The sequence below is a fragment of the Calditerricola yamamurae genome, assembly GCF_054654135.1.
Genome location: NZ_BAAIFH010000005.1, coordinates 14,246 through 36,102, shown reverse-complemented (window position 1 = coordinate 36,102; position 21,857 = coordinate 14,246). Strand labels below are relative to the sequence as shown.

At 64.2% G+C, this 21,857-nt stretch carries 16 protein-coding genes; 1 reads left to right on the top strand and 15 read right to left on the bottom strand.

Translation table 11 applies throughout. The annotated features are described in order from the left end of the window. The 10 genes from flgM to metK all read right to left on the bottom strand — a co-directional run bounded on the left by flgM (position 1) and on the right by metK (position 10,757). Entirely contained in the window at positions 1-327 is a 327-nt protein-coding gene (flgM, locus tag ACYQ0Z_RS05330) for a flagellar biosynthesis anti-sigma factor FlgM (protein WP_459865236.1), read from the bottom strand. Positions 328-499: 172 nt separating this feature from the next. Then, complete coding sequence (locus ACYQ0Z_RS05325; protein ID WP_459865234.1) at positions 500-925, bottom strand: TIGR03826 family flagellar region protein; 426 nt, start codon at positions 923-925, stop codon at positions 500-502. Between the two features lie 69 nt (positions 926-994). Next, a complete protein-coding gene (locus ACYQ0Z_RS05320) occupies positions 995-1,786 on the bottom strand; it encodes a ComF family protein (RefSeq protein WP_459865232.1) in 792 nt (263 codons plus the stop codon). 191 nt (positions 1,787-1,977) lie between these two features. Further along, positions 1,978-4,089, bottom strand: a complete 2,112-nt coding sequence (locus ACYQ0Z_RS05315; protein WP_459865230.1) for a helicase-related protein — start codon at positions 4,087-4,089, stop codon at positions 1,978-1,980. A gap of 3 nt (positions 4,090-4,092) precedes the next feature. Next, complete coding sequence (locus ACYQ0Z_RS05310) at positions 4,093-5,772, bottom strand: GGDEF domain-containing protein (protein WP_459865228.1); 1,680 nt, start codon at positions 5,770-5,772, stop codon at positions 4,093-4,095. A gap of 6 nt (positions 5,773-5,778) precedes the next feature. Beyond that, positions 5,779-7,041 carry a glycosyltransferase family 39 protein gene (locus ACYQ0Z_RS05305; RefSeq protein WP_459865226.1) on the bottom strand — a complete coding sequence of 421 codons (1,263 nt, stop codon included), beginning with the start codon at positions 7,039-7,041 and terminating at the stop codon, positions 5,779-5,781. 101 nt (positions 7,042-7,142) lie between these two features. Beyond that, entirely contained in the window at positions 7,143-7,550 is a 408-nt protein-coding gene (locus ACYQ0Z_RS05300; RefSeq protein WP_459865224.1) for a glycosyltransferase family 2 protein, read from the bottom strand. Positions 7,551-7,606: 56 nt separating this feature from the next. After that, positions 7,607-8,296 (bottom strand): response regulator, encoded by a 690-nt coding sequence (locus tag ACYQ0Z_RS05295; RefSeq protein ID WP_459865221.1) that lies wholly within the window; start codon positions 8,294-8,296, stop codon positions 7,607-7,609. Next, the gene (locus ACYQ0Z_RS05290) at positions 8,271-9,461 is read right to left on the bottom strand and encodes a sensor histidine kinase (protein ID WP_459865218.1); all 1,191 of its coding nucleotides are present in this window, start codon (positions 9,459-9,461) and stop codon (positions 8,271-8,273) included. Before ACYQ0Z_RS05290 ends, ACYQ0Z_RS05295 begins: the two co-directional genes overlap by 26 nt. 81 nt (positions 9,462-9,542) lie before the next feature. Then, complete coding sequence (gene metK / locus ACYQ0Z_RS05285; RefSeq protein ID WP_459865216.1) at positions 9,543-10,757, bottom strand: methionine adenosyltransferase; 1,215 nt, start codon at positions 10,755-10,757, stop codon at positions 9,543-9,545. 220 nt (positions 10,758-10,977) lie between these two features. On the opposite strand from metK, the gene ACYQ0Z_RS05280 reads away from it, so the two are divergent. Beyond that, positions 10,978-12,198, top strand: a complete 1,221-nt coding sequence (locus tag ACYQ0Z_RS05280; RefSeq protein ID WP_459864201.1) for an ISL3 family transposase — start codon at positions 10,978-10,980, stop codon at positions 12,196-12,198. Here ACYQ0Z_RS05280 and ACYQ0Z_RS05275 read toward each other — a convergent pair. The 5 genes from ACYQ0Z_RS05275 to ACYQ0Z_RS05255 all read right to left on the bottom strand — a co-directional run bounded on the left by ACYQ0Z_RS05275 (position 12,187) and on the right by ACYQ0Z_RS05255 (position 21,630). Then, entirely contained in the window at positions 12,187-12,708 is a 522-nt protein-coding gene (locus tag ACYQ0Z_RS05275) for a hypothetical protein (RefSeq protein WP_459865213.1), read from the bottom strand. The two genes, ACYQ0Z_RS05280 and ACYQ0Z_RS05275, sit on opposite strands and share 12 nt — an antisense overlap. Before the next feature lie 54 nt (positions 12,709-12,762). Continuing rightward, positions 12,763-15,021 carry a S8 family serine peptidase gene (locus tag ACYQ0Z_RS05270; protein ID WP_459865211.1) on the bottom strand — a complete coding sequence of 753 codons (2,259 nt, stop codon included), beginning with the start codon at positions 15,019-15,021 and terminating at the stop codon, positions 12,763-12,765. 230 nt (positions 15,022-15,251) lie between these two features. Continuing rightward, the gene (locus ACYQ0Z_RS05265; RefSeq protein WP_459865207.1) at positions 15,252-17,570 is read right to left on the bottom strand and encodes a stalk domain-containing protein; all 2,319 of its coding nucleotides are present in this window, start codon (positions 17,568-17,570) and stop codon (positions 15,252-15,254) included. Positions 17,571-17,737: 167 nt separating this feature from the next. Further along, on the bottom strand, positions 17,738-19,210 hold the full coding sequence (locus ACYQ0Z_RS05260) for a stalk domain-containing protein (protein ID WP_459865205.1): 1,473 nt from the start codon (positions 19,208-19,210) through the stop codon (positions 17,738-17,740). A gap of 83 nt (positions 19,211-19,293) precedes the next feature. Beyond that, positions 19,294-21,630, bottom strand: coding sequence for a copper amine oxidase N-terminal domain-containing protein (locus ACYQ0Z_RS05255; protein ID WP_459865203.1), 2,337 nt, complete (start codon positions 21,628-21,630; stop codon positions 19,294-19,296). Positions 21,631-21,857: the final 227 nt, after the last annotated feature.

Here is a 21,857-nt window from a genome sequence, read left to right as displayed (position 1 = left end):
TTACGCCTGCTCGTCGAACAACCGTTGGAGGAGCCGTTCGGCCACCACCTCCGCCGGCACGCGGTACGTTCCGCTGGCAATGGCCGCCTTCAGCTCGGCCAGGCGCGCCGCGCGGGACGCCGCCGGGGCGTGCGCATCCGCCGCGCCGGCCCCTTCCTTCTTTACGGCAACCGGCGTTTGCGCCAGCATGGCCTTGGCTTCCGGAGAGATTTCCACCGTATCCCGCCCGGCATGCCGCTGGCCGGCGCGCACGCCACTTGAGCGGAGTGACATATAGGCCGACGGGCCATACGGTGAAGACGGGCCATTTACCTTCACGGCGGTCACCCCCGTTCCAAGCTCCTTCTTTCATGTATTTCGGAAACCACGTTGCCGCCTTTTGTCGCCCTCAGGCGGGCCCGTACGCCCTTTCCCTCACCCATGCTCCTTCGCAGGCGCGTTTTTGCCTCGTCCCCCTTGCGCAAAGAAAAAGAAAAAAGAAAAAGCCGGTCGTGCCGGCCTATTCGCGCTTGAACCAGTCGCCACGGTACCCTTCGGTCGAACGGGCAGACTCACAATCGCTTGCCCGCTTGATCCCCTCTTCCAGCTCCCGCCGCAGCTCGGCAAGGCCGGCTGCACAATCGGGACACAGGCGCCCTTCCCGGATAATGGCCCCGCAGCGGTCGCATGGGTAGCCCAGGTTGGGATGCTCGGCCAGCGACAGGCGCCCCTCGCGAATGAACTGGGTGATGCGCTTCACCGACACGCCCGTACCCGCGGAAAGCTGCGCCAACGTGGCCCTGCGGTTTTTCCGCTGGCGCAAAAAGTCAACACAGCGCTGGTACTCCTCGTCGATCTTCTTCTGGCAGTCGGGACAGACGGTGGCCACGTAGGCCACAAACACCCGTCCGCACTCCGGACAGTTCTTGAGCTTGTCCCAGCTCACGCACCGTCCCCTCCCCGTTCCCTGTCGCGTTTCCCCGTCGTCAACCCCTCAGAGCACAGCGGAACACCCTCATCGCGCGGTGGACGCGTCCTCCGGTACCGGGCTGAGCGTGCGCGCCACGGTGGCCACGTACACCTCGGCCCCGGCATCCCGCAGCACCGCCGCACAGCGCGCCACCGTCACCCCTGTGGTGTAGACGTCGTCCACGAGGAGCACGCGCCGTCCGGCTAGATCCGCCGCGGGGTCGGCCAGGGCAAACGCGTCTGACGCCACCCGCATGCGGGCGCGACGGACCTGGCGGCTTTGCGGTGCGGCCCAGGCCACCCGCACCAACAACTCCCGCACCGGCACCCCGGCGCGCGCCGCCCACCGGCGGGCCAGCCGCTGGGCCTGGTTGAACCCGCGCCCGCGCGCCCGGTCGGGGTAGAGCGGGACGTACGCGACGCAGTCCGGTCGCCGCCCCGGGGGCGGGAGGGCGGCCACGGCCGCTGCGAGCAGCGCCGCCAGCGGTTCTTCCAGGGCTTCGTCGCCGCGAAACTTGTAGCGGATGAGCACATCGCGCAGAAAGGGGTTGTAGGCCACGGCGCTGCGCGCCGCGCAAAACGGCGCGTCCAGCTCGCCCGCGCACACGGCGCAACGGGACGCGGGCGGGCAGCCGCAGCGGGCATCCAGGGGCTCATCGAGCCACGTCAGGGCTTCCGCGCAGCGGCGGCACCACGCGCGGCGCAGAAATTCGCGAACCGGGGCCGGAACGCGATGCGGAAAGGCATGAACTGGCGGCGGAGCGGCAGGCCGGCCGCACCCTCGGCAGGCGCCGGGCGAAGGAGCAATCCAGTCGAGCAGGCGGGATAAGAGCTTCACCGCGGCCTCTCCCTTTGCGCACAGCAGCCTGGGGCTACGCCTGGTTCCGTTACGTCTGCAGCCGGTTTATCCCAAACGCGCCCGTGCACGTCCCCTCACCCCTGCCCGGTCTTCCAACCCTTACCCTTACCGCCATTCTATCGCAAAGGGGCCCGTTTGACCATCACAGACAACCGGAGCGCCGTTCCGACTCATGGACCCGACCGATACCGCCGTGCCAGGCGGTTCATCGCGCGGATGTGGGCGCGCGCCCGGCGCTGGGCCGCCGTGGGCCGCTCGGCCACAAACCACACCCGCCCCGTCGGGTCATCGGCGGCACGGCCCACCCGCCCGGCGATCTGCACCAGGGCCGCCTCGTCGAAGACGGCGTGGTCGGCGGCCAGCACGAGGCAATCGGCCTGAGGAACGGTGACGCCCCGCTCGAGAATGGTGGTGGTGACCACGACGCGTACAGTCCCCTCACGAAAGGCGCACACCACCGCCCCGCGCCGCGGGTCGGCGGCGTGGGTGCCGTCGATCCCGTGCGGCAGCGCAACGGGCCACCCGCGTTCCGCCGCAAAGCGGCGTAGGTATGCGACCACAACGGCCACGTCCTCCACCCGCGGCACGAAGCAGAAGAGGCGCCGGCCGGCAGCCAGCGTGGCGCCCACGCGATCGAGGACCTCGGGAACGGGACGCCCGGCGCGAACCCGCCGGAGCAGCCGGGATGCGCGCACCAAGCAGGGTTCGGGCAGGGGATACCCGTGATGGCGCACGGGCACGCGCACCACGGACACCTCCCCGCGCCGCGCACGGGCCAGGAGGTCGCCCGGTGGCGTCGCGCTCAGGTACAGCACGCAGCCGCCCGGCGCGAGGGCCTGGGCCACGGCCCGCGGCAGCATGGGATCATGGTGAAACGGGAAGGCGTCCACTTCGTCGACGACCGCCAGCGCAAAGGCGCGTCGCCAGCGCAGGCACTGATGCGTCGTGGCCACAACGATGTCGCCGCTCGCCCACGTCTCGGGGCTTCCCCCATACTGGCCGACCACCCGCGCGCCGGTAAAGTCACGCGTCAAGCGAGGAACCAGCTCCAGCACCACATCCCGCCGCGGCGTGGCCACCAGCACGCGCCCGCCGCCGCGCAGCACCTCCGCTATCGCCGGGTAGACCATCTCCGTCTTGCCCGCGCCGCAGACGGCCCACAGGAGGAGTTCACGGAAGGCGGGCGGCCGATGCGACCCGGGGACAAACCCGGATCGCCTCCTGCCGCCGGACCGCATCCGGTTCGCTCCGTCGCCCTCCTCCTGCGCGCGCACGCGCAGCGCCGCAAGCGCCGCCTCCGCGGCCTCGCGGGCGGCCCGCGCCGCCTCCGCCTGGGCCGGCGACAGCAGGCGCGCCGCCGGAACGCCGGCCTCCCGCACGGGGCCCAGCGCCGGCGCGGCCACACGAACGAGCAGCGCGCAGGCGCGGCTTTTGCCCATGGCCAGGCAGCGGGCGCAGTATGTGCAGCGCGCGGCGCCGCACGAAGCGCAGGCGGTCGTCTCCTGCAGTGCCGCCTCCTCCCCGCAGCGCAGGCACCGTCCCGCCGGGCGCGCGTCGGGGGCCAGACGAAACAGGCGGGCCAACTTCCCCGTCCATCCCCGGGTCGGAACGGCTCCGTGGACGACGCCCGGAACAAGCTCGGCCCGTCCCTCCAACACCAGCCACTGCACCGCGCCCAGGAGCAGCCGCTCGCGGGGCGACATGCGCCACGCGGCGGCGAGCAGCGGACGGCGCGCCGCCCACTGGACGGCCCCAACCGCATCACCCCGCCCTCGCCGCGGGGCAGCGTTGCGCGCCGGCGCAGGTCGTCCCCGGGCCCCCCTTGCCGCAGCGGTCCCCTCACCGTTTCCTCGGGCAGCCTCGGCCGCCTCGCGCCACAGGTCGGCCCCCGCCCGCCGGTCGGCGAGCGCCACCAGCTCCGCCCACAGCAGGCTGCGCCCGGCGAGGTGCACGGCCAAGCATCCGGCCAGACGCGCCAACCGAGCGGCCCGCGCGTCGCGGAAACCACCCGCGCGACACAGGCCGGCCGGCGCCTTTTCCGATACCGGAAGCGGACCCGTAACCGTCACCCCGCGCGCCCCATCCGCCGGGAAAGCGGCGGCTTCCCGGCCTTGCATCGCCTCCCACGCTTCCCGCGCCGTTACCGGCCGGCGCGCCCAAACCAGCCGCGCCGCGCCCCGCTGCGCCCAATAGGCGGCATCCGCCTCCGGTACCGGCGTCCACCGGAGCACAAGCTGCCCGTCCCCCGGGTCGACGGCATAGAGCCAGCACGGATGGGCCATCGCTCACACCCGCCCGTACACCGCGACGCGGTTGCGCCCCCGGCGCTTGGCGCCCAGGTACATCGCGCGGTCCGCGTACCGCATGAGCTCCCGCGCGGATGTCGCCACATCGGGGTACGTGGCCACGCCCAGGCTGGCGGTGACACGGACGGAAACGGGGTGGCCCCTGTCCAACGTGCGCACCGTGATCACGGCCTGCTGTTCAATGGCCCGCCGCACGCGCTCCGCCACCTCGGCCGCCTCGTCCAGCCCTACGCCCGGCAGCATCACGGCCATCTCCTCACCGCCCAACCGGGCCACCACGTCATCCCGACGGACGTTCTCCCGCAGGATTTGCGCCACTTTTTTTAACATTTCATTGCCGGCCTGGTGGCCAAAGGTGTCGTTCAGCCACTTGAAGCCGTCCAAATCGAGCAGCACCACGCTGAGGCGCTCGCCCCGTTCCGCCGCCCGCGCAACGGCCTCGTGCAGCAAGGCTTCAAAGGTGCGGGCATTGGTCAGGCCTGTCAGCTCGTCCACCCGGCTGCGGTACTCGGTTTGGCGAAATTTCAGGGCGTTTTCGATCGCCACGATCGCCTCGCTGGCGATGATCCCCAGCAACATCTTCTCAACACGGGAAAAGGTGGTGATGCCTGCGCGGCCCACAACCAGCATCCCCCTCGCCCTCCCGTCGTGAACCAGAGGCACCAGGCATAGGGCGGCCAGCGCCTTGTCCGGCATCGCCTCCCCAAGGTCGTCCCGAACCAGGACGACCGGGGCGCGCCGGTTCAGGTGCCGCTGAAACAGCTGCGACGCGCTTTGCCACACGGCCAGCTCCTCAAGGGACAGGGGCTGGCCGCTCGCCTTCTCCACAATCACCGGCTCCAGCCAACCGCTCAGCTTCTCCACCACATACAGCCCCCACACGTCCTGTTCCACCAGTTGCCGCACGGCGTCGCCGATGGCACGCACCGTCCGGTCGTAATTCAGCTCGGCGGCAAACTGTCCGGTCACCTTGCCCAGGCGCTGGAGCTGGTGGTTCAAGTACAATAGCTGCGCGTACGAGCGCAGGACTTGCCAGGCGGAAGCGGTGGGCACCGCAACCAGAACGAGCCCCAAAAGGCCGAGATGGGGGCGCACCGTCACAAAGAGCAGCCCGACGGGAATGGTTGACAGACTCACCATCGCCGCCCACAGCCGCGCCCGGGACGCCCATCCGTCACGCGGACGGCGGGGGTGGAGAAGGGCGCGCCGGACGCCTGCCTGGACCCCCGCCGCGGTGAGGCCAAACGCCACCAGGGCCAGCCACTGGGGCTCCGGCAGCACGCGCTTCGCCACACCCCAACACGCGTGGTACGCCCCCGCGCCGGCCAGCAGGCTCATCACCGTAATGCCCAGCTGCAGCAGCCAGCGCCGGCACGTGCAGCACCGCTTCAGCTGCCCCAGCAGGCTGGCCGTGACCGCCACCCACACCGTCACGAGCCACCCGTATTGCGCAAACAGCGCGACAAATACGCTCAAGTTGAAGGAAATGGCCGACAAACCGAAGGCGATGGGAAACAGCGCATAGCCCGCGGCCAGCAGGAGAAAAAATCCCCAGTAGGCCCATTCGGCAGGCGGTACCCGCATCGCCAGCAGGCACCATCCCGCCATCACGACGGACGCCATTCCCCACCACTTGATCCACCAGCTTCGCCCACGCATGGTTGTTCAAACCCTCTTGAATTCACTTACGCGCGTCCATATGGCCGTTAAGCCCGCCCCGATGCCGAGGAACAAAAACGGCATTTCCGGGGTATTGTAGCGGCCAAACACAAAGTACACGCTGTACACAGCGGTAAAATACAGCAATACCATGGCGACAAACGCCGTCTCCAATTTGCTGCGCTTCCCCAGCAGGAGGAACAGGAGCCAACCGCACAGCCCCGCCCATACCACATAGGGTTGCACCTGTCGGACCGTCTCCTTTGGCACACCAAAAATTTCGATCCAATAAAAGGTGTCCTTCCACAACAGAACCGGCTTGTGCACGAGATAGCTATACAAGAACGATTGCGGGTCGGACTGCCACCACTGCCGAATGCGCTCCTTCGCCGCCTCCTTCTGGGCTTCCAGCAAGGTGAACGCGTCGGCGTGGGCATGCTCCGCGTGCAAGCGTTTGAGCAGGTCCTCCAGCGGTTCCGCGTTGGGGTACCCCACCCCCTGGTACGTGCCCAACAACAGCGGATTGCCTTCGCCTGCTGTGAGCGGGATGAACCGCTCGTAATGGACGTAATTGCGCACCCACCACGGTCCTAACACCAGCAGCACTACTGCACCCGCCACTGCGGCTTGCCGTGCCATGAGCGAAAGAGGATACCGTTTGAGCAGGAGATAAACCAGCAAAACGGCCGGGTACAGGGCAATCGTGGCCTTCAAGAGCAACGCGGCAATATAGAAGAACAAGACCGCACCAAAATGGGACCACTTGCGTTCAGAAGCCAAACGCACAGAATAGTACACCAAGTAAATCAGACACGTCATGAACGGCGTTTCCGTCAGCAGCAAATTGTCGGTCAAAATATGCTGAATCGAGACGGCCAACAGCAAGGCGCCAATCAGCCCCGCTGCTGTTCCAAAGCTGTACTTCCCCAACGCGTACACGCCGTAAATGCCGGCCAAGCCGATCAGAATCATGACAATTTTGGCGGCGTACAATCCTCCAATCCCCGTGCCAAACACCAAAAAAATGATCGCCAACAACAGCGGTTGGCCGGGCATGATCTTCACCGTCGGCTCCCACGCAAACCGCTCGGGTTCTGTGGGACCGCGATACGTCAAGGTTCCCGTCTCCAGAAGGCGGATGGCGCTGTTGACATAGCCCTCGTCATCACTGCGCAGGGTGAGATCCAACCCGTAGGTGGTCAGGGCGGCCATGCGGAGCGTGAAGGCCAGGAGCAGGATCCACCCAATCCATCGAGGCCATCGAACCACAAAACTTCCCCTCGCGAAACCTTGGTTATTGGCGCGTATCCCCTGCAGGACGAGATTATTGTAGCATATCCCAGGCATGATATGGATGAAAAAAAACACCCCTACCCGTCGCGAATCGGGGGTGGGATGCGCGCGTCGATGACGACCACGTGGGCGTGTTCCGTCCTTCCGAATTGCCGCCGGATCACGTCTGCGTCCCAGGATGCGGCCCTGCCTACACGTATGTCAATCCCGTGCGGAACATATCGCGCATAGCCGCGCACGATGCCGAGGGTGTCATCGCTTGACCCGAAATCCACCACCGTTACCCACAGATCCCGGCCATGGCAGTACGCCCACCAAAAAAGGGATCGCAAAAGCCCTTCCACGATATGCCCTGAATTCTCTACGAGGAGGACGACGCAAACCGGTCCCCGCCGGGAAACGGGATGGCCCAGCGGTACGATCGCCCACACCCACAGGGCCGCAAGACCGTACAGTGCCAATCCCCATACAATCCAGTTGGGCACGCGGATCCCTCCTCTGCTGTAGGCTATGCTGCCATACGAGGAGGGGTGACGAGGGCTCAAATGCGCACCCAACCGTGCTTGATGGCCAACACCACCGCCTGGGTCCGGTCGTCTACGCCAAGCTTCTGAAAAATGTTGCTGACGTGATTCTTTACCGTTTTTTCGCTGATAAACAGCGCCTCGCCGATCTGACGGTTGCTCTTGCCCTCGGCCATCAGCTGCAGCACTTCCCGCTCGCGGCTGGTCAGCTGGCGAAAGCGCGCAACCATTTCCTCGTCTAGAAAGGCCGCCGCGGCCCCGTCGGGCAACGGCGTCTGCCCTTCGCGCAGGCGCCGGAGCTGATCCAACACCTTATTCGTCACCCGCGGGTGGATGTACGCCTCGCCCCGTGCCACCGTGCGCACGGCCTCGATGAGTTCTTCGCTGTCCATTTCCTTGAGCAAATAGCCCTTGGCGCCACCGCTCAGCGCCCGGTACACATAGGCCTCGTCATCGTGGATGGACAGGATGATCACGCGGCAGTCCGGAACCGTGCGAACAATGTATTCCGTCGCCTCGACACCATTCACCGTCGGCATGCTGATGTCCATCAGCACCACCTCCGGGCGCAGCGCCGCGGCCATCCGGCACGCTTCCTCGCCGTCGCTGGCCTCGCCGACAACAACCAGGTCCTCTTCCATTTCCAGAATGCGCCGCAGGCCGTCCCGGAACAGCTTGTGATCATCGGCAATCAACAGGCGAATCATCGCCCCTCCCCCTTTTCCTATCCTTCACGCGCATGAACGCGGCCGCCCCGACGGGCACGGTAAACCGCACCGACGTGCCCTTCCCCGGCTGCGAATCGAGGGCAAACTGCCCCTTGAGCAGCTGCACCCGCTCACGCATGCCGAAAATGCCGTAGTGGCCCTCCCCGATGGCCGCCGGATCGAACCCGCGCCCGTTGTCGACCACTTCCACGGAGACCGCCCCGGGCAAAAAATGCACCGCCACCTCGACGCGGGTGGCCGCGGCATGTTTCACCACGTTGTTCAAGCTTTCCTGGATCAGGCGAAAGAGGGCCACCTCAATCGCCGAATCGAGCCGCCGCTCGATGCCCTCGATCCGCAAACGAACGGGCAAGCCGTGCCGTTCCTCGAGCGTGGACAGATACCTGCGCAGCGTGGGAACCAGTCCCAAGTCGTCCAGGCTCATCGGCCGCAGATCAAAGATGATGCGCCGCACGTCGATCAGGCTTTCCCGCACGAGATTCTTCACTTCCTGCAATTCACGGCGCGCCGCCTCGTACTCCTGCTTCGCGATGCGCCGGTCTGCCATGTCCGCCCGCAAGACAACGTTGGCCAGGATCTGGGCCGGACCGTCGTGGATCTCCCGGGCCACGCGTTTGCGCTCCTCTTCCTGGGCTTGCAAAATGGCCAGCCCGAGCCACTCCGGCGCCGACCGCCGCTTGAGGTTGGTGACCACTTCCGCCAGGTTGCCGCTGAGAAAGTCGAGCACGACACCGATCTGCGTCAAGAGCTCCTCGGCCCGGCGCACCATCCCCTCCAGACTGCGCAACCGGCGCTCCAGGTCCTCCCGCCGCCTCCGCACGTGGCGCTCGCGCTCCTGGTAGACGCCGAGCTGCTCCTGCAGGCGGCTCGCCTCCTCATACGCCGCGCGGATGGCCTCTTCCGACGCGGCGTCGAAGCGACGGCTCACGTCGGCCAGGTGGCGGCGCGCCCGCTGCAACTGCCGCCGCGTGTTGTCGTAGGCGCGCATGATCGCTTGGGCTTCTCGCTTGACGGCCTCCAGCTCCCGCCGCGCGGCCTCCGCCTCCGCCCGTGTCGACTCCAGAAGGGCGAACACCTGCTCTCGGCAATGCTGGGTTACAACGATGACCTGTTCCACCAGGGCATCCAACTGCTCCGGGTTCATGGCACTTGGACTCATATTTAAATAATTCGTCGACGCCACCCCCGAAAAAACCCCGCTCTACAGCGGGGTTGTCTCGGTTCCTTACATCTTCACGTATTCTTGAGCTTCGGCTTTCAAGATCTCCGCTTTGTCGGTCCGCTCCCACGGCAGGTCGAGGTCGTCGCGGCCGAAGTGCCCGTACGCGGCCACCTGGCGGTAGATCGGACGGCGCAGGTCGAGCATCTTGATGATCCCCGCCGGCCGCAGGTCAAAATGCTTGCGAATGAGGCTCACCAGCACCTCTTCGCTCACCTTGCCCGTGCCGTAGGTGTCCACGCTGATCGACACCGGCTGCGCCACGCCGATGGCGTAGGCCACCTGCACCTCGCACTTGTCGGCCAGCCCGGCGGCGACGATGTTCTTCGCCACGTACCGTGCGGCGTACGCCCCCGAGCGGTCCACCTTTGTCGGGTCCTTGCCCGAGAAGGCCCCGCCGCCATGGCGGGCATATCCGCCGTAGGTGTCGACGATGATCTTCCGGCCGGTCAGCCCGGCATCCCCCTGCGGTCCGCCGATCACGAAACGGCCCGACGGGTTGATGAAGTACTTGGTGGCATCGTCGAGGAGGTGCACCGGCACCACCGGTTTTACCACATGCTCCAACAGGTCAGCCTTGATCTGCTCCTGCGACACGTCGGGATGGTGCTGGGTGGAGATGACGATGGTGTCGACGCGGACCGGCTTGTCTCCGTCGTACTCGATCGTCACCTGCGTCTTGCCGTCCGGGCGCAGGTACGGCAGGATCTCCTTCTTGCGCACCTCCGCCAGCCGGCGCGCCAGCTTGTGGGCCAGGGAGATGGACAGCGGCATCAGTTCCGGCGTCTCGTTGCAGGCAAACCCGAACATCAGCCCCTGGTCGCCCGCCCCGATGGCCTCGATTTCCTCGTCGGACATCTGTCCCTCCCGCGCTTCCAGCGCCCGGTTCACGCCCGCGGCGATGTCCGGCGACTGCTCGTCGATGGCCGTGATGACGGCGCAGGTGTCGGCGTCAAAGCCGAACTTGGCCCGCGTGTACCCGATGTCGCGGATCACGTCGCGCACCAGTTTGGGGATGTCCACGTAACACTTCGTGGTGATCTCCCCCGTCACCAGCACAAGCCCGGTCGTCACCGCCGTTTCGCAGGCGACGCGGGCGTTGGGGTCCTTTTCCAGGATGGCATCCAGCACGGCGTCCGAAATCTGATCGCAGATCTTGTCCGGATGCCCCTCGGTCACCGACTCGGACGTGAACAGGCGGCGTCCCTTGCGGTATTCCATGGCCGTACCTCCTTTGCTTACAAAAAAGAAACCTTTTCCGACGAGGAAAAGGTTACCGTCGTCCCCACGGTCATTCGCGGGTATTGTATCGTATTTCGACAGGCTTGTCAACGTTTTGCAGGCTCTACGCTAAAAAGTGTGGGTTCTAAGAGGAAAAGGCGGTCGACAAGCCAAGGGATAGTTAAGCACACCACATCCCGAAGGAGGCTCGCGACCGCCTATGAACAAGCTTACCGCAGAAATGTTCGGCTTACAATCGTGGATTGTTTACCGTACCGTCCATCAATCCGACAGCATCCACGTCTACGCAGGTCGGCCGCGTAAGGAAGCGCGGTGTCCGGATTGTGGACAGCTGACACGCCGCGTCTACGATCGTGCACGTGAATGGAAACGGAAGCTGCACACCTGGTGCAACGAGAAACCGGTTTACCTCTGGGTACGTCCCCGGCGCTTCCAGTGCACGGCCTGTCGAAAAGTGTTCACCGAACGCTTTCCTGGTATTCGCCCCTGGGCACGCAGGACCGAACGGGCCGAAGCCCTTTTGCTCCAGCGCCTGAAAGCGGGCAGTTTCCGTCGTGCCGCCCAGGAAAGCGGGACAAGTGCCAGCACCTTGCGCCGTCTGCTCCTTCGGTACGTAGGTCAGCAGGTAAATCTCGAGGAAGCCCTCCGGGATGTCGATGCCTTCGTGCTTAGCATTGATGAACACAGCTATCGTGGCCGTGACATGATGGTTACGGTCACATGCGTGTGGCCAAAACGGTGCCTTTTGGCCATCTTGCCGGATGACCGCATGAAAACACTGGAGCGCTTTTTGCGCCAGCTGCCGGAGACGGTTCGTCGGCGGATTCGGGCCGTGTGCATCGACCTGAAGGATGCTTGGCGCCATGCCGTGAAGCGCGCTTTGCCCGGCGCTGTCATCGTGGCGGATCCGTTCCACGTCATCCAGGACGCGAATCGGCGGGTTGACGAAGCACGGCTTGTGGAACAGCAGGTGACCGGGGTACGCCTGAGGCGCTGGCCGCTTTTGAAGAACGAGGACGACCTCACCGAACGCCAAGCTGCCCAGCTTGCCGCCATTCGGAAGCATCACAAGAACGTGGCCCACTTTCACTGGGTCAAGGAGCAGCTGCGAGACGTTTACCGTGCTTCCAATCGAGACGAAGCCGCAGCCATCCTGGACCGCGTGATCTTTGAGACCCAGTCGGCAAGCGATGCCGCGCTCCTGCAGTGGGGACGCACGCTCCGCCGCTGGCGCGAGGCGATTCTGGCCTACCACACCTGGCGTGTTTCAAACGGCTACACGGAGGGCGTGCACACCAAGATCAAGCTGCTCAAACGAATCAGCTACGGCTTCCGTAACCGTGAGATCTATGTGCGAAAGATGCTCCTCGCTTTTATACCCTTGGCTTGGTTGACCTCCCATCCACAGTTATTGACTTAGAGCCCGTTTTGCATATCCCTGTCGAATTTCGTATGCGCCACGGACCATGACCACCACATTGGGCCGGTTGTTGGGGTCGGCATAAATCCCCCGCCCATCGCTGCGCGGCACGATCAAGAAATGGTTCATCGGCAGGGGACCCGTCTGGCGGTCGACTCCCGCCGAAAGATCCGACAGCCCGCCGGCCGCACTGGTTATCGGATACACCCGGCCCGGCGAACGAATGATGATCTCGGTTCCCGACTGCCCAATCAGCGCATCGCCCGGACGCAATTCCACCACGGCGAAGGCGCTCGAGCGCGAGTCGGACGGCGGCTGGCTGGGCGACGGCTGCCCGGACAGCGACCGACGAAGTTCATCCACCTTCGCGTCCACATAGCTCTTCGTCACCAGCGGGTCGTCCACCGATCCCGGTGCCGACGCCCCGTTGGCCCACGCGCCATGGGCTGCAACGGCCAACGCGGTCAGCACCCCGATGCCCACCAAACGCCCCCACTCTCGCTTGTTCATCGTCTCCCCTCCCGTTCGGTTTTCCTTTGCCGATGCATCTGCAAGCCCGACCCGTCAGGGCCCCGTCTGCGCCACCGCCTGGCGCACCACCACAAAACGGTACGCCTGGTATTTCGAGCCCTCGTCAGCCTGCAGGCGCAGCAGGTAACGGCCGGGCACCACCGCGCGGTGAACGGCAGCGTTCGCGTCGGTGATGGTACCGTCGTACAGCAGGCGCATCTCGCCGTCATACCAGGTGAGGCGCAGTCCCGCCAGCGGCGGCACCTCGACAAAGCGGACCGTCACCACGCCCCGCTCGGGCACGGAAAAGGCGTACCAGTCAAAATCGGCCACACTGTCGAGGGTCCCGGACACCGGAACGCCGAAGGTAAGGGGGTGCGCCTCCCACGACACCTCGTTGGGTTCGGCCGGGTCCGGCAGCTCCGGGGTGTAGTGTACCTGTAGGGTGTATTCACCATCGACAGAGACGCCGTAATAATTGGTAACGCGCAGGTAGTAAACGCCGGGCTTGACCTCCAGGGAAAACACTTCGGCCTGGCCGTTTTGCACGTTGCCCTCGTCAATCTCGCGGCGGTACGCCTGGGCGGGGTTCTCCACCCCCACCACCGGATCGAAGCGAAGCGTGTCGACCGTCACGCGCACATCCAGGCGCCCCGGTCGGGTGATCTCGGTTTGGAACCAATCCTCATCGCCGTCGCGGTGGATGGTTCCCGTCAACGTTGCCGTCTGGCCCAACCACGAGAGCGGTTTCGCCTGCTGGAGGGAGTCGTTCGGCTCGTACGGGTCGCTGTAGATGCGAAACTGCGTCGTGAGCGCGTACCCGATGGGCCCACCCCGCGACACGACGGCCGACAGCTTGATCCAGCTGGAGCCCTTCGGCAGGTTGAACACCACCGTCTGCGTAAGACGCAGCGTTTGCGCCGTCATCCCGGCCGCCTTCCCGTTCGGGTAGGCTTCCACGCGCACCGGCGCGCTGGCCTGGGGCCCCTCCACGGTGAGCAGCAGCTCGCCGGCGTACGGCATGTCCACCCGCCACCAGTCGGCGTCTCCGGGAGGGAGCGATCCAACCCGTTCCCCAAACACCGGCAGCGGATGCGCTTCCGGGAGGCGGTTGTTCGGCTCGAAGGGATCAGCCGGGAGCACGGCGGTCACGGCACGATAGGCGTTGAGGCGACCGAAGCCGGTTTTCTCGTCCCATCCCGGCAGGCTCACGTCGTCGGCCGTCAGGCGAATCTGGTTGCGGATCTGTCGCGGCGTCCACTGCGGGTGCAGCGCCTTGAGCATGGCGGCCACGGCAGCCACCTGCGGCGCGGCCATCGACGTGCCGTCGCGGGCATAGTCGTACCCGCCCCCCAGCGCCGTCGTGTAGACGCGGGTGCCCGGCGCCACCACATCCACTTCCGGACCGTAGTTGGAGTAATGCAGCCACCGATCCGAACTGTCCACGGCGCCCACGGCCAACACCGTGGGGAAAGCCGCCGGATATTCCACGCGCGTGCCACGATTGCCGGTGGCCGCCACCACGACCACGCCACGCTGCTCGGCATAGGCAATGGATTCTTTCATGTGTTGCGAATAGATGGGATCACCCAGCGACAACAGCACCACGTCGGCGCCGCGATCCACCGCCTCGCGAATCCCCATCCCGACCGTGTAGTCGTCCCCTTCCCCCCGGGCGTCGAGCACCTTGACGGGCATGACGCGCACCCGCCACAGCACGCCGCTCACCCCGATGTCGTTGTTGCCCACCGCGGCGACAATTCCAGCCAGCGCCGTCCCGTGACCGTTGTCGTCCTGGGGCAATTTGTCGGGTTCCACCAGGTTCACACCCGGCACCAGGTTGGGCTTCAGATCGGGATGGACGAGGTCGACCCCCGTGTCGACGATGGCCACCGTCACCTGTGGCGCTTCCCGCACCACGCGCCACGCCTGGGTAGCACGGATCTGGTGGAGGTAAGACGTCTGCTCCGTGTAGAGCTTGTCGTTGGGAATGGGCAGCGCCTTGATGCGCAGCTTGCGGTTGGGCTGCACGTATTCCACATCCGTCCGCTTGCTCCAAGCGTCCACCCACTTCACCACATCAATATGTTCGTGCAGCCGCACCACCATCAGACGGTAACGGTCGTCGCGCTGGAGAACCACAAATTCGCCGGGGGCACTTGGCGCATGTTCCCGCCACTTGATGATCCACTCCCGCGTTTCGGGCAGCCCCGGCTCGCTCGACGCCTGGCGCTTCTGTTCGATCCAGCCGGTCGCCAGCCACCCACCAAGGAGAAGAAGCGCCACCAGCGCCGCGAACAGCCACTTGCGCATCTTCGGTCGCTCCTGGTTCAGCATGGAAAAGCGCGCGTGCAACCGCGCGGAAACTCCTCACAAATAAGGAGACGGGCAAGGCGCCGCCACGTTGCGGCAACGCTGTACGGATTCATTATACCATCATTCCATCTTCTTTCCATCCGGGCATACCGAGCCGGGGATCGCTTTTTTTGGAACATGAGCGGACCCGATTGTTCCACGGGCCCGCTCCCCCATCGGATATGCCCTTACGGAATGTACCCCTTTTTTCGCGCAAACTCCGTCTTCCACTCGATCAGCTGCTGAACGTCGGGATCGGGCCGACCCGTTACCCGTTCGATCAGCCGCTGGCTGTCTTTCAGGTCGTTGAGCGTCAGCGTGGGATAGTCCTGCATCCCGTACCTTCCGTCGGGCAGGTAGGCATAGTGCAGATCGCCGTCGGCCCGCCGCCACTGGGGCGCCGTGTCCTTGACCCCCTGCCGCATGCGCTCGGCGAAGGAGAGATACCGCTTGTCTTTCGTAATGAGGTACAGCTCATACAGGAAATTCATCTCCGCCAGATGGTGGTTGAGCGACACGTGGGTCTTGCGGTGCGGCTGGGTCGGATGGCCGTAGTCGCACACGAGCAGCCCCGTCGCCGACGTGGGGAAATGGTTGGCCTGAGCAAACCGCAGGAAGTACTCGCCGTACCGCTTGGCCGCCTCCAGCATAGCGGGGTCCTTGTACCGCTCGTAGCCGCTCAACAGGAACCGCGCCGCGTCGGTGGACCAGCGGGTGTCGTAGTACCCGGCGTCGATGCCATAGTCGTTGTACAGCCACTCCGAGCGCGTGCTGACCGGCCAGAACCCGTCCTTCGTCTGCGTCTCCACCGCCGTAGCGAGCAACACCAGCCCGAAGGTCTCGAACAGCCGCCCGCCCGAGGCGTTCAGGAAGGCCTGACCCACGTGAAAGGCCGGATTCCGGTAGAAATTGTTGGGCGTGTAGGGCACGTAGGACGTCGGCGTGCGGTAGTACACCCCGTCAAAGGAAAACTTGCGTGCCCGGTTCAGGTCGGCAATGCGCACCGTCGATGGCGCCGTAGGATGGTTCCAGTCCACCAGGGACCGGGTGGAGACCACGCTCCACTGCTCCCCGCGGTACCCCTTTTCCTGGGGGAATGTGATGACCAGCGTTGTCGCCGTCCCCGCCTGCTGCACCTGGATGGGGCGCACCTTCTCGTACTGCTCCTCCATCGTCTGGTTGGCCAGGGGACGGTACACGTTGGCCAGCGACACCCACAGGCTGTAGTCGGGGTTTTCCACAGCCGCCGTATAGTTTGGCAGCGTGCCCTTGACCGGCTGCGGGGGCTTCCACACGGCCGTGGAGGTGTCGATGGCCCCGTTGTATTCGGTGTGGCGCTCGGTAAAGGGCTTCACGCTCCCCGCCAGCGTCAGGTGGACCGCCAGCGGCGTCGTCCCCGTCCACTCCGGCTCATAGCGCAGCAGGTAGACGTAATCCCCGTTTCGGACGGCGTACTGGGCCACCGTCAGCGTACCCCAGACGCGCCCGGCTTTCACCACCCGCCACAACGCCTGTTCCTTCACGAGGTGCGTGTAGGTCTTGCCGCTGCGCGACACGAGCTGCAGCGCAGCGCCGGGCACCTGCAGCGTGGCCTTGCGCGTAGCGTCAAAGGCTTTTCCCCCGAACACACCGCTTGTCGGGGTTGCCGGCACAAACGCGCCCCCGCCGACATTCCCTGCTCCCTTCTCGCCCAGTCCCCAGTACCCGCGCTTGCCTCGCTCCGCGTCGCGCTGCAGGTGCACGAGCAGCTCGTCCCACGCCACATCGGCCGCGTGGGCAGCCCGGCTGGCGTACCCGCGGCTCACCAGCTCGGCGTTCAGAAAGATCCCGTCGGGCCGGAACACGTAGCCGTCCGCTGGGCCTTGCGCGTTGCCCGCGTCCCCTGCCCATTCCACCAGCACCGATTTCCCCACCCACTGTTCCAGAAAGGCGCGCCGCTCGCGGCGGAAGGCCTCCTCCTCGGCGGTGGGGTGCGCCGTCTGCGGAAAGGCGATCCCCGCCAGCCGCAGGGTCATGGCACCTTGGTCGCGCTCGATCTCCAGCGCCAGCTCGTCCGTCACGCGCCGCACCGTGACCGGCGTCTTTTCCGCCGTGCTCACGATCACCGTCCGCGAGAGGGCGTCCCAACCCACCGTTGCCCCCAGCGTCTCGGCGACAAACCGCACCGGCACCATCGTCCGGTCATGGATGATCTGCGCCGGCACGTCGAGGGAAACCGGACTGCCATTCACGGTAGCAACCGTTTCGCCGATGGTGAGGGAGAGCGAGAGGGCCGCTTTGGTGGCGTGGACGGTCCGCGTGGCCGAATCCCACTCCACGGTGGCGCCCAGCGGTTCCAGCAACGCCCGAAACGGCAGCAGCGTGCGGTTTTGTGTCAAGACCGCCATGTCGCTGAGCGGATTTCCGTCCAGGAAGACAGGCACGGTGACCACAGCGCCGCCCATCGGGGGAATCCAACCTACAATCACTGCAATTGTCAGAACAATCGTCACAATCCGGCGGATCATACTTTCGTCTCCCCTGTACCGTGATCTGCTCCCGCTAACATGTGCCATCCGGAAGCGCAGCATGCACCACCAATGAAGGGTTTCCGCTAAATAGACGAAAAACGGAACGTGTATGTTGCAGATCCTTCATCGAAAAAAAAGCGGGCGCAACCCATCGCCCGCGTAGTTTACCCCACTTTGGCCAACACCCACGGCCGCTCGAACACGGCGTGCAACGTGTCCAGCTGCGCGGTTAAGGCAAACATCTGCTGCTTCACCTGTTCCAGGGCCACCTTGGCCGCCAAGAATTCGGCTTCGATGGCCATCCCGGCCTCGTACCGCGCCTCTACCGCCCGCATGTTCGTTTCCAGTTGCGCCAGCTTGGCCTCCAGCTGGTGATACTGGTCTTCCAGCTGCTTGATCTGGTTGTAGACCGCCCGCGTGGTGTCGGCCAGCTGCCGTTTCGTGTCCTCGGCCGTATTGCGGGCCTTGTCCACATCGATCTCCTTGGCCCGATACGGTTCGGGCGCATAATTGAAGACGTACAGGTCGAGATCCAGTTCCGCCAGCGCCACCTGCTGCTCCGCCAGCCACACCGCCGTGCTGCTCGTCACCACCTGCGTGACGTGCGTTTCCAGGTCAACGCCCTCCAACTCGCGGAACACCGGCGTCTCCACGAGCACCGGGCGGGCACTGCGGTCAAGGCCCAGCAGGTGGTTGAGCTTGCGGTAGGCGTCGTCGTAGGCCTTGGCCGCCTGCTGCTCCTTCTTCACCGCCTCGGACGCCGCGGCCCGTGCCTGGTCACGCTCCAGCGCCGAAACCGTCCCGGCCTCGTAGCGAAGCTCGGCCAGCCGGGCCTGCACCTCGGCGTTCCGTCGCTCCAACCGGGCCAGCTCGAGCGCCCGCTCCCGCACCTGCACCTCGTTGTAGGCCTGCTTGACCTGGTAGGCGATGACGTCCTTCAACACGTCCACCTGGCGCTGGGCCATGAGATAGGCCGTCTGCGCCTTGGCCCACGCCGTATACGTGTTGGCCGCCACAGGGTTGGAACCGTCGGCGGGAACAAAGCGCACGTCTTCCCCCACTTTTCGCATCACTTCGCGGGCCCGCTCCACGTCGGCCTCGGCGTTTTTCAGGGCATAGCTGGCCGCATAGGCCCGCTGCACCGCTTCCTCCAGCGTCAGCGCCCCGGAAGTGGCTGCCGGCTGTCCCGGTGTCCCCTGCGCCGGACGGTCTTCCGTATCGATGAAGACCGTTCGCGTGGCCCGGTCATAGGTTACCTGCGCGCCCAGCCCCTCGCTGACCGCCCGCAGCGGAACCAGCACCCTTCCGTTGAGCACACGCGGCTCCACATCCAGCGCGATGGGCTCGTAGTTGCGCAGCGCCGTCTTCTTCCCCGGCTGGAGCAGAAGCACGACGTCGTCCTTCCGCACGGTCACCTTCTTGGCCGCCGGGTCCCACCACACGTCGGCTCCCAGCTTTTCAAACACACCCCGCAAGGGAACCAATGTGAAGTCGTTGACCAGAACCGGCGGCTGGTCGAAGGTTACCGGCTCACCGCCGATCACCACGCGCACATCGCCCGACTGCGCCTCCACCGGCACGGCCGATGCGCCGAGGGCGACAAAGCCGGCCAGCACCCCCAACGCCAACCTGCGCATGCTGTCGCCTCCTTCCCGGAAAGGCTAAAACAAGGGCAGAGAAAAAGGAGGGGGCATTTGCCCCCTCCCACCGCACGCACCGGTTACTGCTTCACCGTCACCGTGCGGGCTTCCTCGTCCCACTCGACGGTCACGCCGAGCGCCGTGCCCACCCAACGGATCGGCAGCATGGTGCGGCCGTTCTTGATTTCCGGCGCCACGTCCATGTTGATGGCCATGCCGTTGACGTACAGGACCTTGCTGCCGATTTTCAGCTTGACGACGCGGTCGCCCTTGAACAGGGTCACCGTCTTGGTGCCCGCATCCCACAGGATGTTGTCGGAGGACACGCCCAAGGCTTCCGCGACGTAGCGAACCGGCAGGAAGGTGCGGCCGTCCTTGATGTACGGCGCCACGTCGGCCGTCTTCTCCACGCCGTTGACCGTGTACTTCGTGTTGTCCACGGTGAAGACGACCGTGGCCTTCTGGGCATCCGGAGCCGGCGTCACGACATTGGCGATGGCCACTTTCGCCACGTAGTCGTCACCCGTCCAGTCTTCATATTTCTGAGTGGTCATTACGGCCGAACCCTTGATCTCCGCGTTCACGTTACCCTCGGCCACCGTGCGGTCAACCTTCAGGGCCACATCGGAGATGCGAATCGTGCTCGGTTTCGTGCTCTTGCTTTCAATGGAGATTTCCAAGGCCGTCTCCGAGCTGTTCAGCTTGACAGTGCCCAGAGACAGGTCACCCGACGTGACTTCCACTTTCGGCAGCTTGGCGAACTTCACACCGGACGGAAGCTCCACGATCAGCTTGTCGTCATCATCGTCGTCCAGCGCGCCCGCCGCCTTTTCCGTGATGACGAGGTCACCCGCTTGCTGGTTGGTCAGACCGATGATCACATCGCGGAGGTTTTCGACCTTCACATCCAGCGGTTTCACTACGTCGGCAACCTTAACCGTGCCGCTCACTCCGGCCGTGCCGCCAACCTCGATTTCGATGGGCCCTTCATAACCCGGGCGAACGGCAATCTTCACGTTTTTCAGTTTCACGTAACCTTCATTGCTATTGGATTCGCTCTCCACAGTGAATTTCGCAGTGCGGTTATCCGTACCCGTATAACCGCTAAACTTCAGCGTAAGCCCACCGCTTTGTTCTTTCGTCCAGCTTTCGCCTGCAGTCGAAGCGGTCGTGCTGGAATCATCATCGGTTGCGGCTTCGAATTCTTCCTGCCAACGAGCCCCTTCCGGAAGGGTCAGGGTAATGGTACGACCTTTAATCAGGCTCTTCGCCACGCTTTCCTCAATGCGGATAACCCCAAGTTCCTGGTCATCTTGGCCGGCAAAGAGCGTCTTCACCGAATCAACAGACACCGTCGCGCTGTAATCACCATACTTACCGACGACCAATTCGCTCACATTAGCTTCGGATTCACCGGAGACTTTGACAATAACATCGCCCGGTTTCACCTTCGTGTCATCATCCACTTCAAATACAAGCGGAAGCTCCCAGATGGACGGTTTCGTTGTCTCATCACCCGAGAGTTCCAGCTCCAACTCGTCGTCATCAATATGCACAATGAACGTCACAGGATCCCCGTCAATTGCAGGAACCTCTACCTTGTAACCATCACCAACTACTTTGTCGCCTTTCTTGTCTGCGATATATTTGTCATTATCTTCATCGTATTTTGCCTTAATCCCCTTCCACTTGTATCCATCGGGGAGCGTGAATTTCAGCGTTTCGTCGTCTTTTTCCAAAGATCCAGCCGTCGTTTCTTTAATACGAACCAATGTCTCGAACTCATTGCTGCTTGTCATGTCATCAACTACGCTGAGCTGAACCTCACCGCTCCCCACAACCCGGGCAACCGTCACCTTGCCCTCAGGGAAGGCAGAACCCGAGCTCTTCGTCGTCAGTTCAACGTCAGCCGGGCCGCCCTCGGCGCCTTCAACATTGATATCGCCCAGGTAAATGTAGAGGTAACCATCGTCATCAAGTGTAATATCGCTGTTGACAACCGTGATTTTTACGCGATCCGTTCCCGCTTCCCCGTCAATTGTGGGATCAATGCTGAAATTAGCTTCCTTGCCCTGAAGCCCTTTGCCCAAGCTGATTTTGTTCTTTGCGTCGCTTTGGGCATCACCAAAATCCGAAGCAAAGGTGAAATCTTCCGGCAGGTCGACGATCACAAAATCGCCTTTCTTAAGAATCGTGCCGGCAGTAAATTTGATGCGAATGGTGGCCAGTTCAGCATTGCTCACCGTGTCCTTAATGGTCGGCACGCTGGTCACCGTGTCGACTTCCGCACCGGCCGCATACACAACCGCAGGTTTAACGACCGGCACAACGGACGGCGTACCGAACGCAGCCAGGAGCGTCGAGGTGGACACAATCGCCAGAGCTTTCTTCAGGTTTTGCGGGTTTTTGATGTCCATAATCCCGTAAGCCCTCCTCCTCCGATTTCTCGCAATCTCTTCCTGAAGATGGTTCATCTTTGGTACAACGCCCTCTCCCCGCGGTACCGGTTCACCTCCTTCACTGAGAGAGGCGCAGGCTTTTCCTCTCACCGTGAATTCTAAATTCTCTCCTGCAGAATCCTAGAAACGCAGTTTCCATTATAGCAAAACCCAATCGCCATGTAAAGAAGATTGTGCTGTTCCAG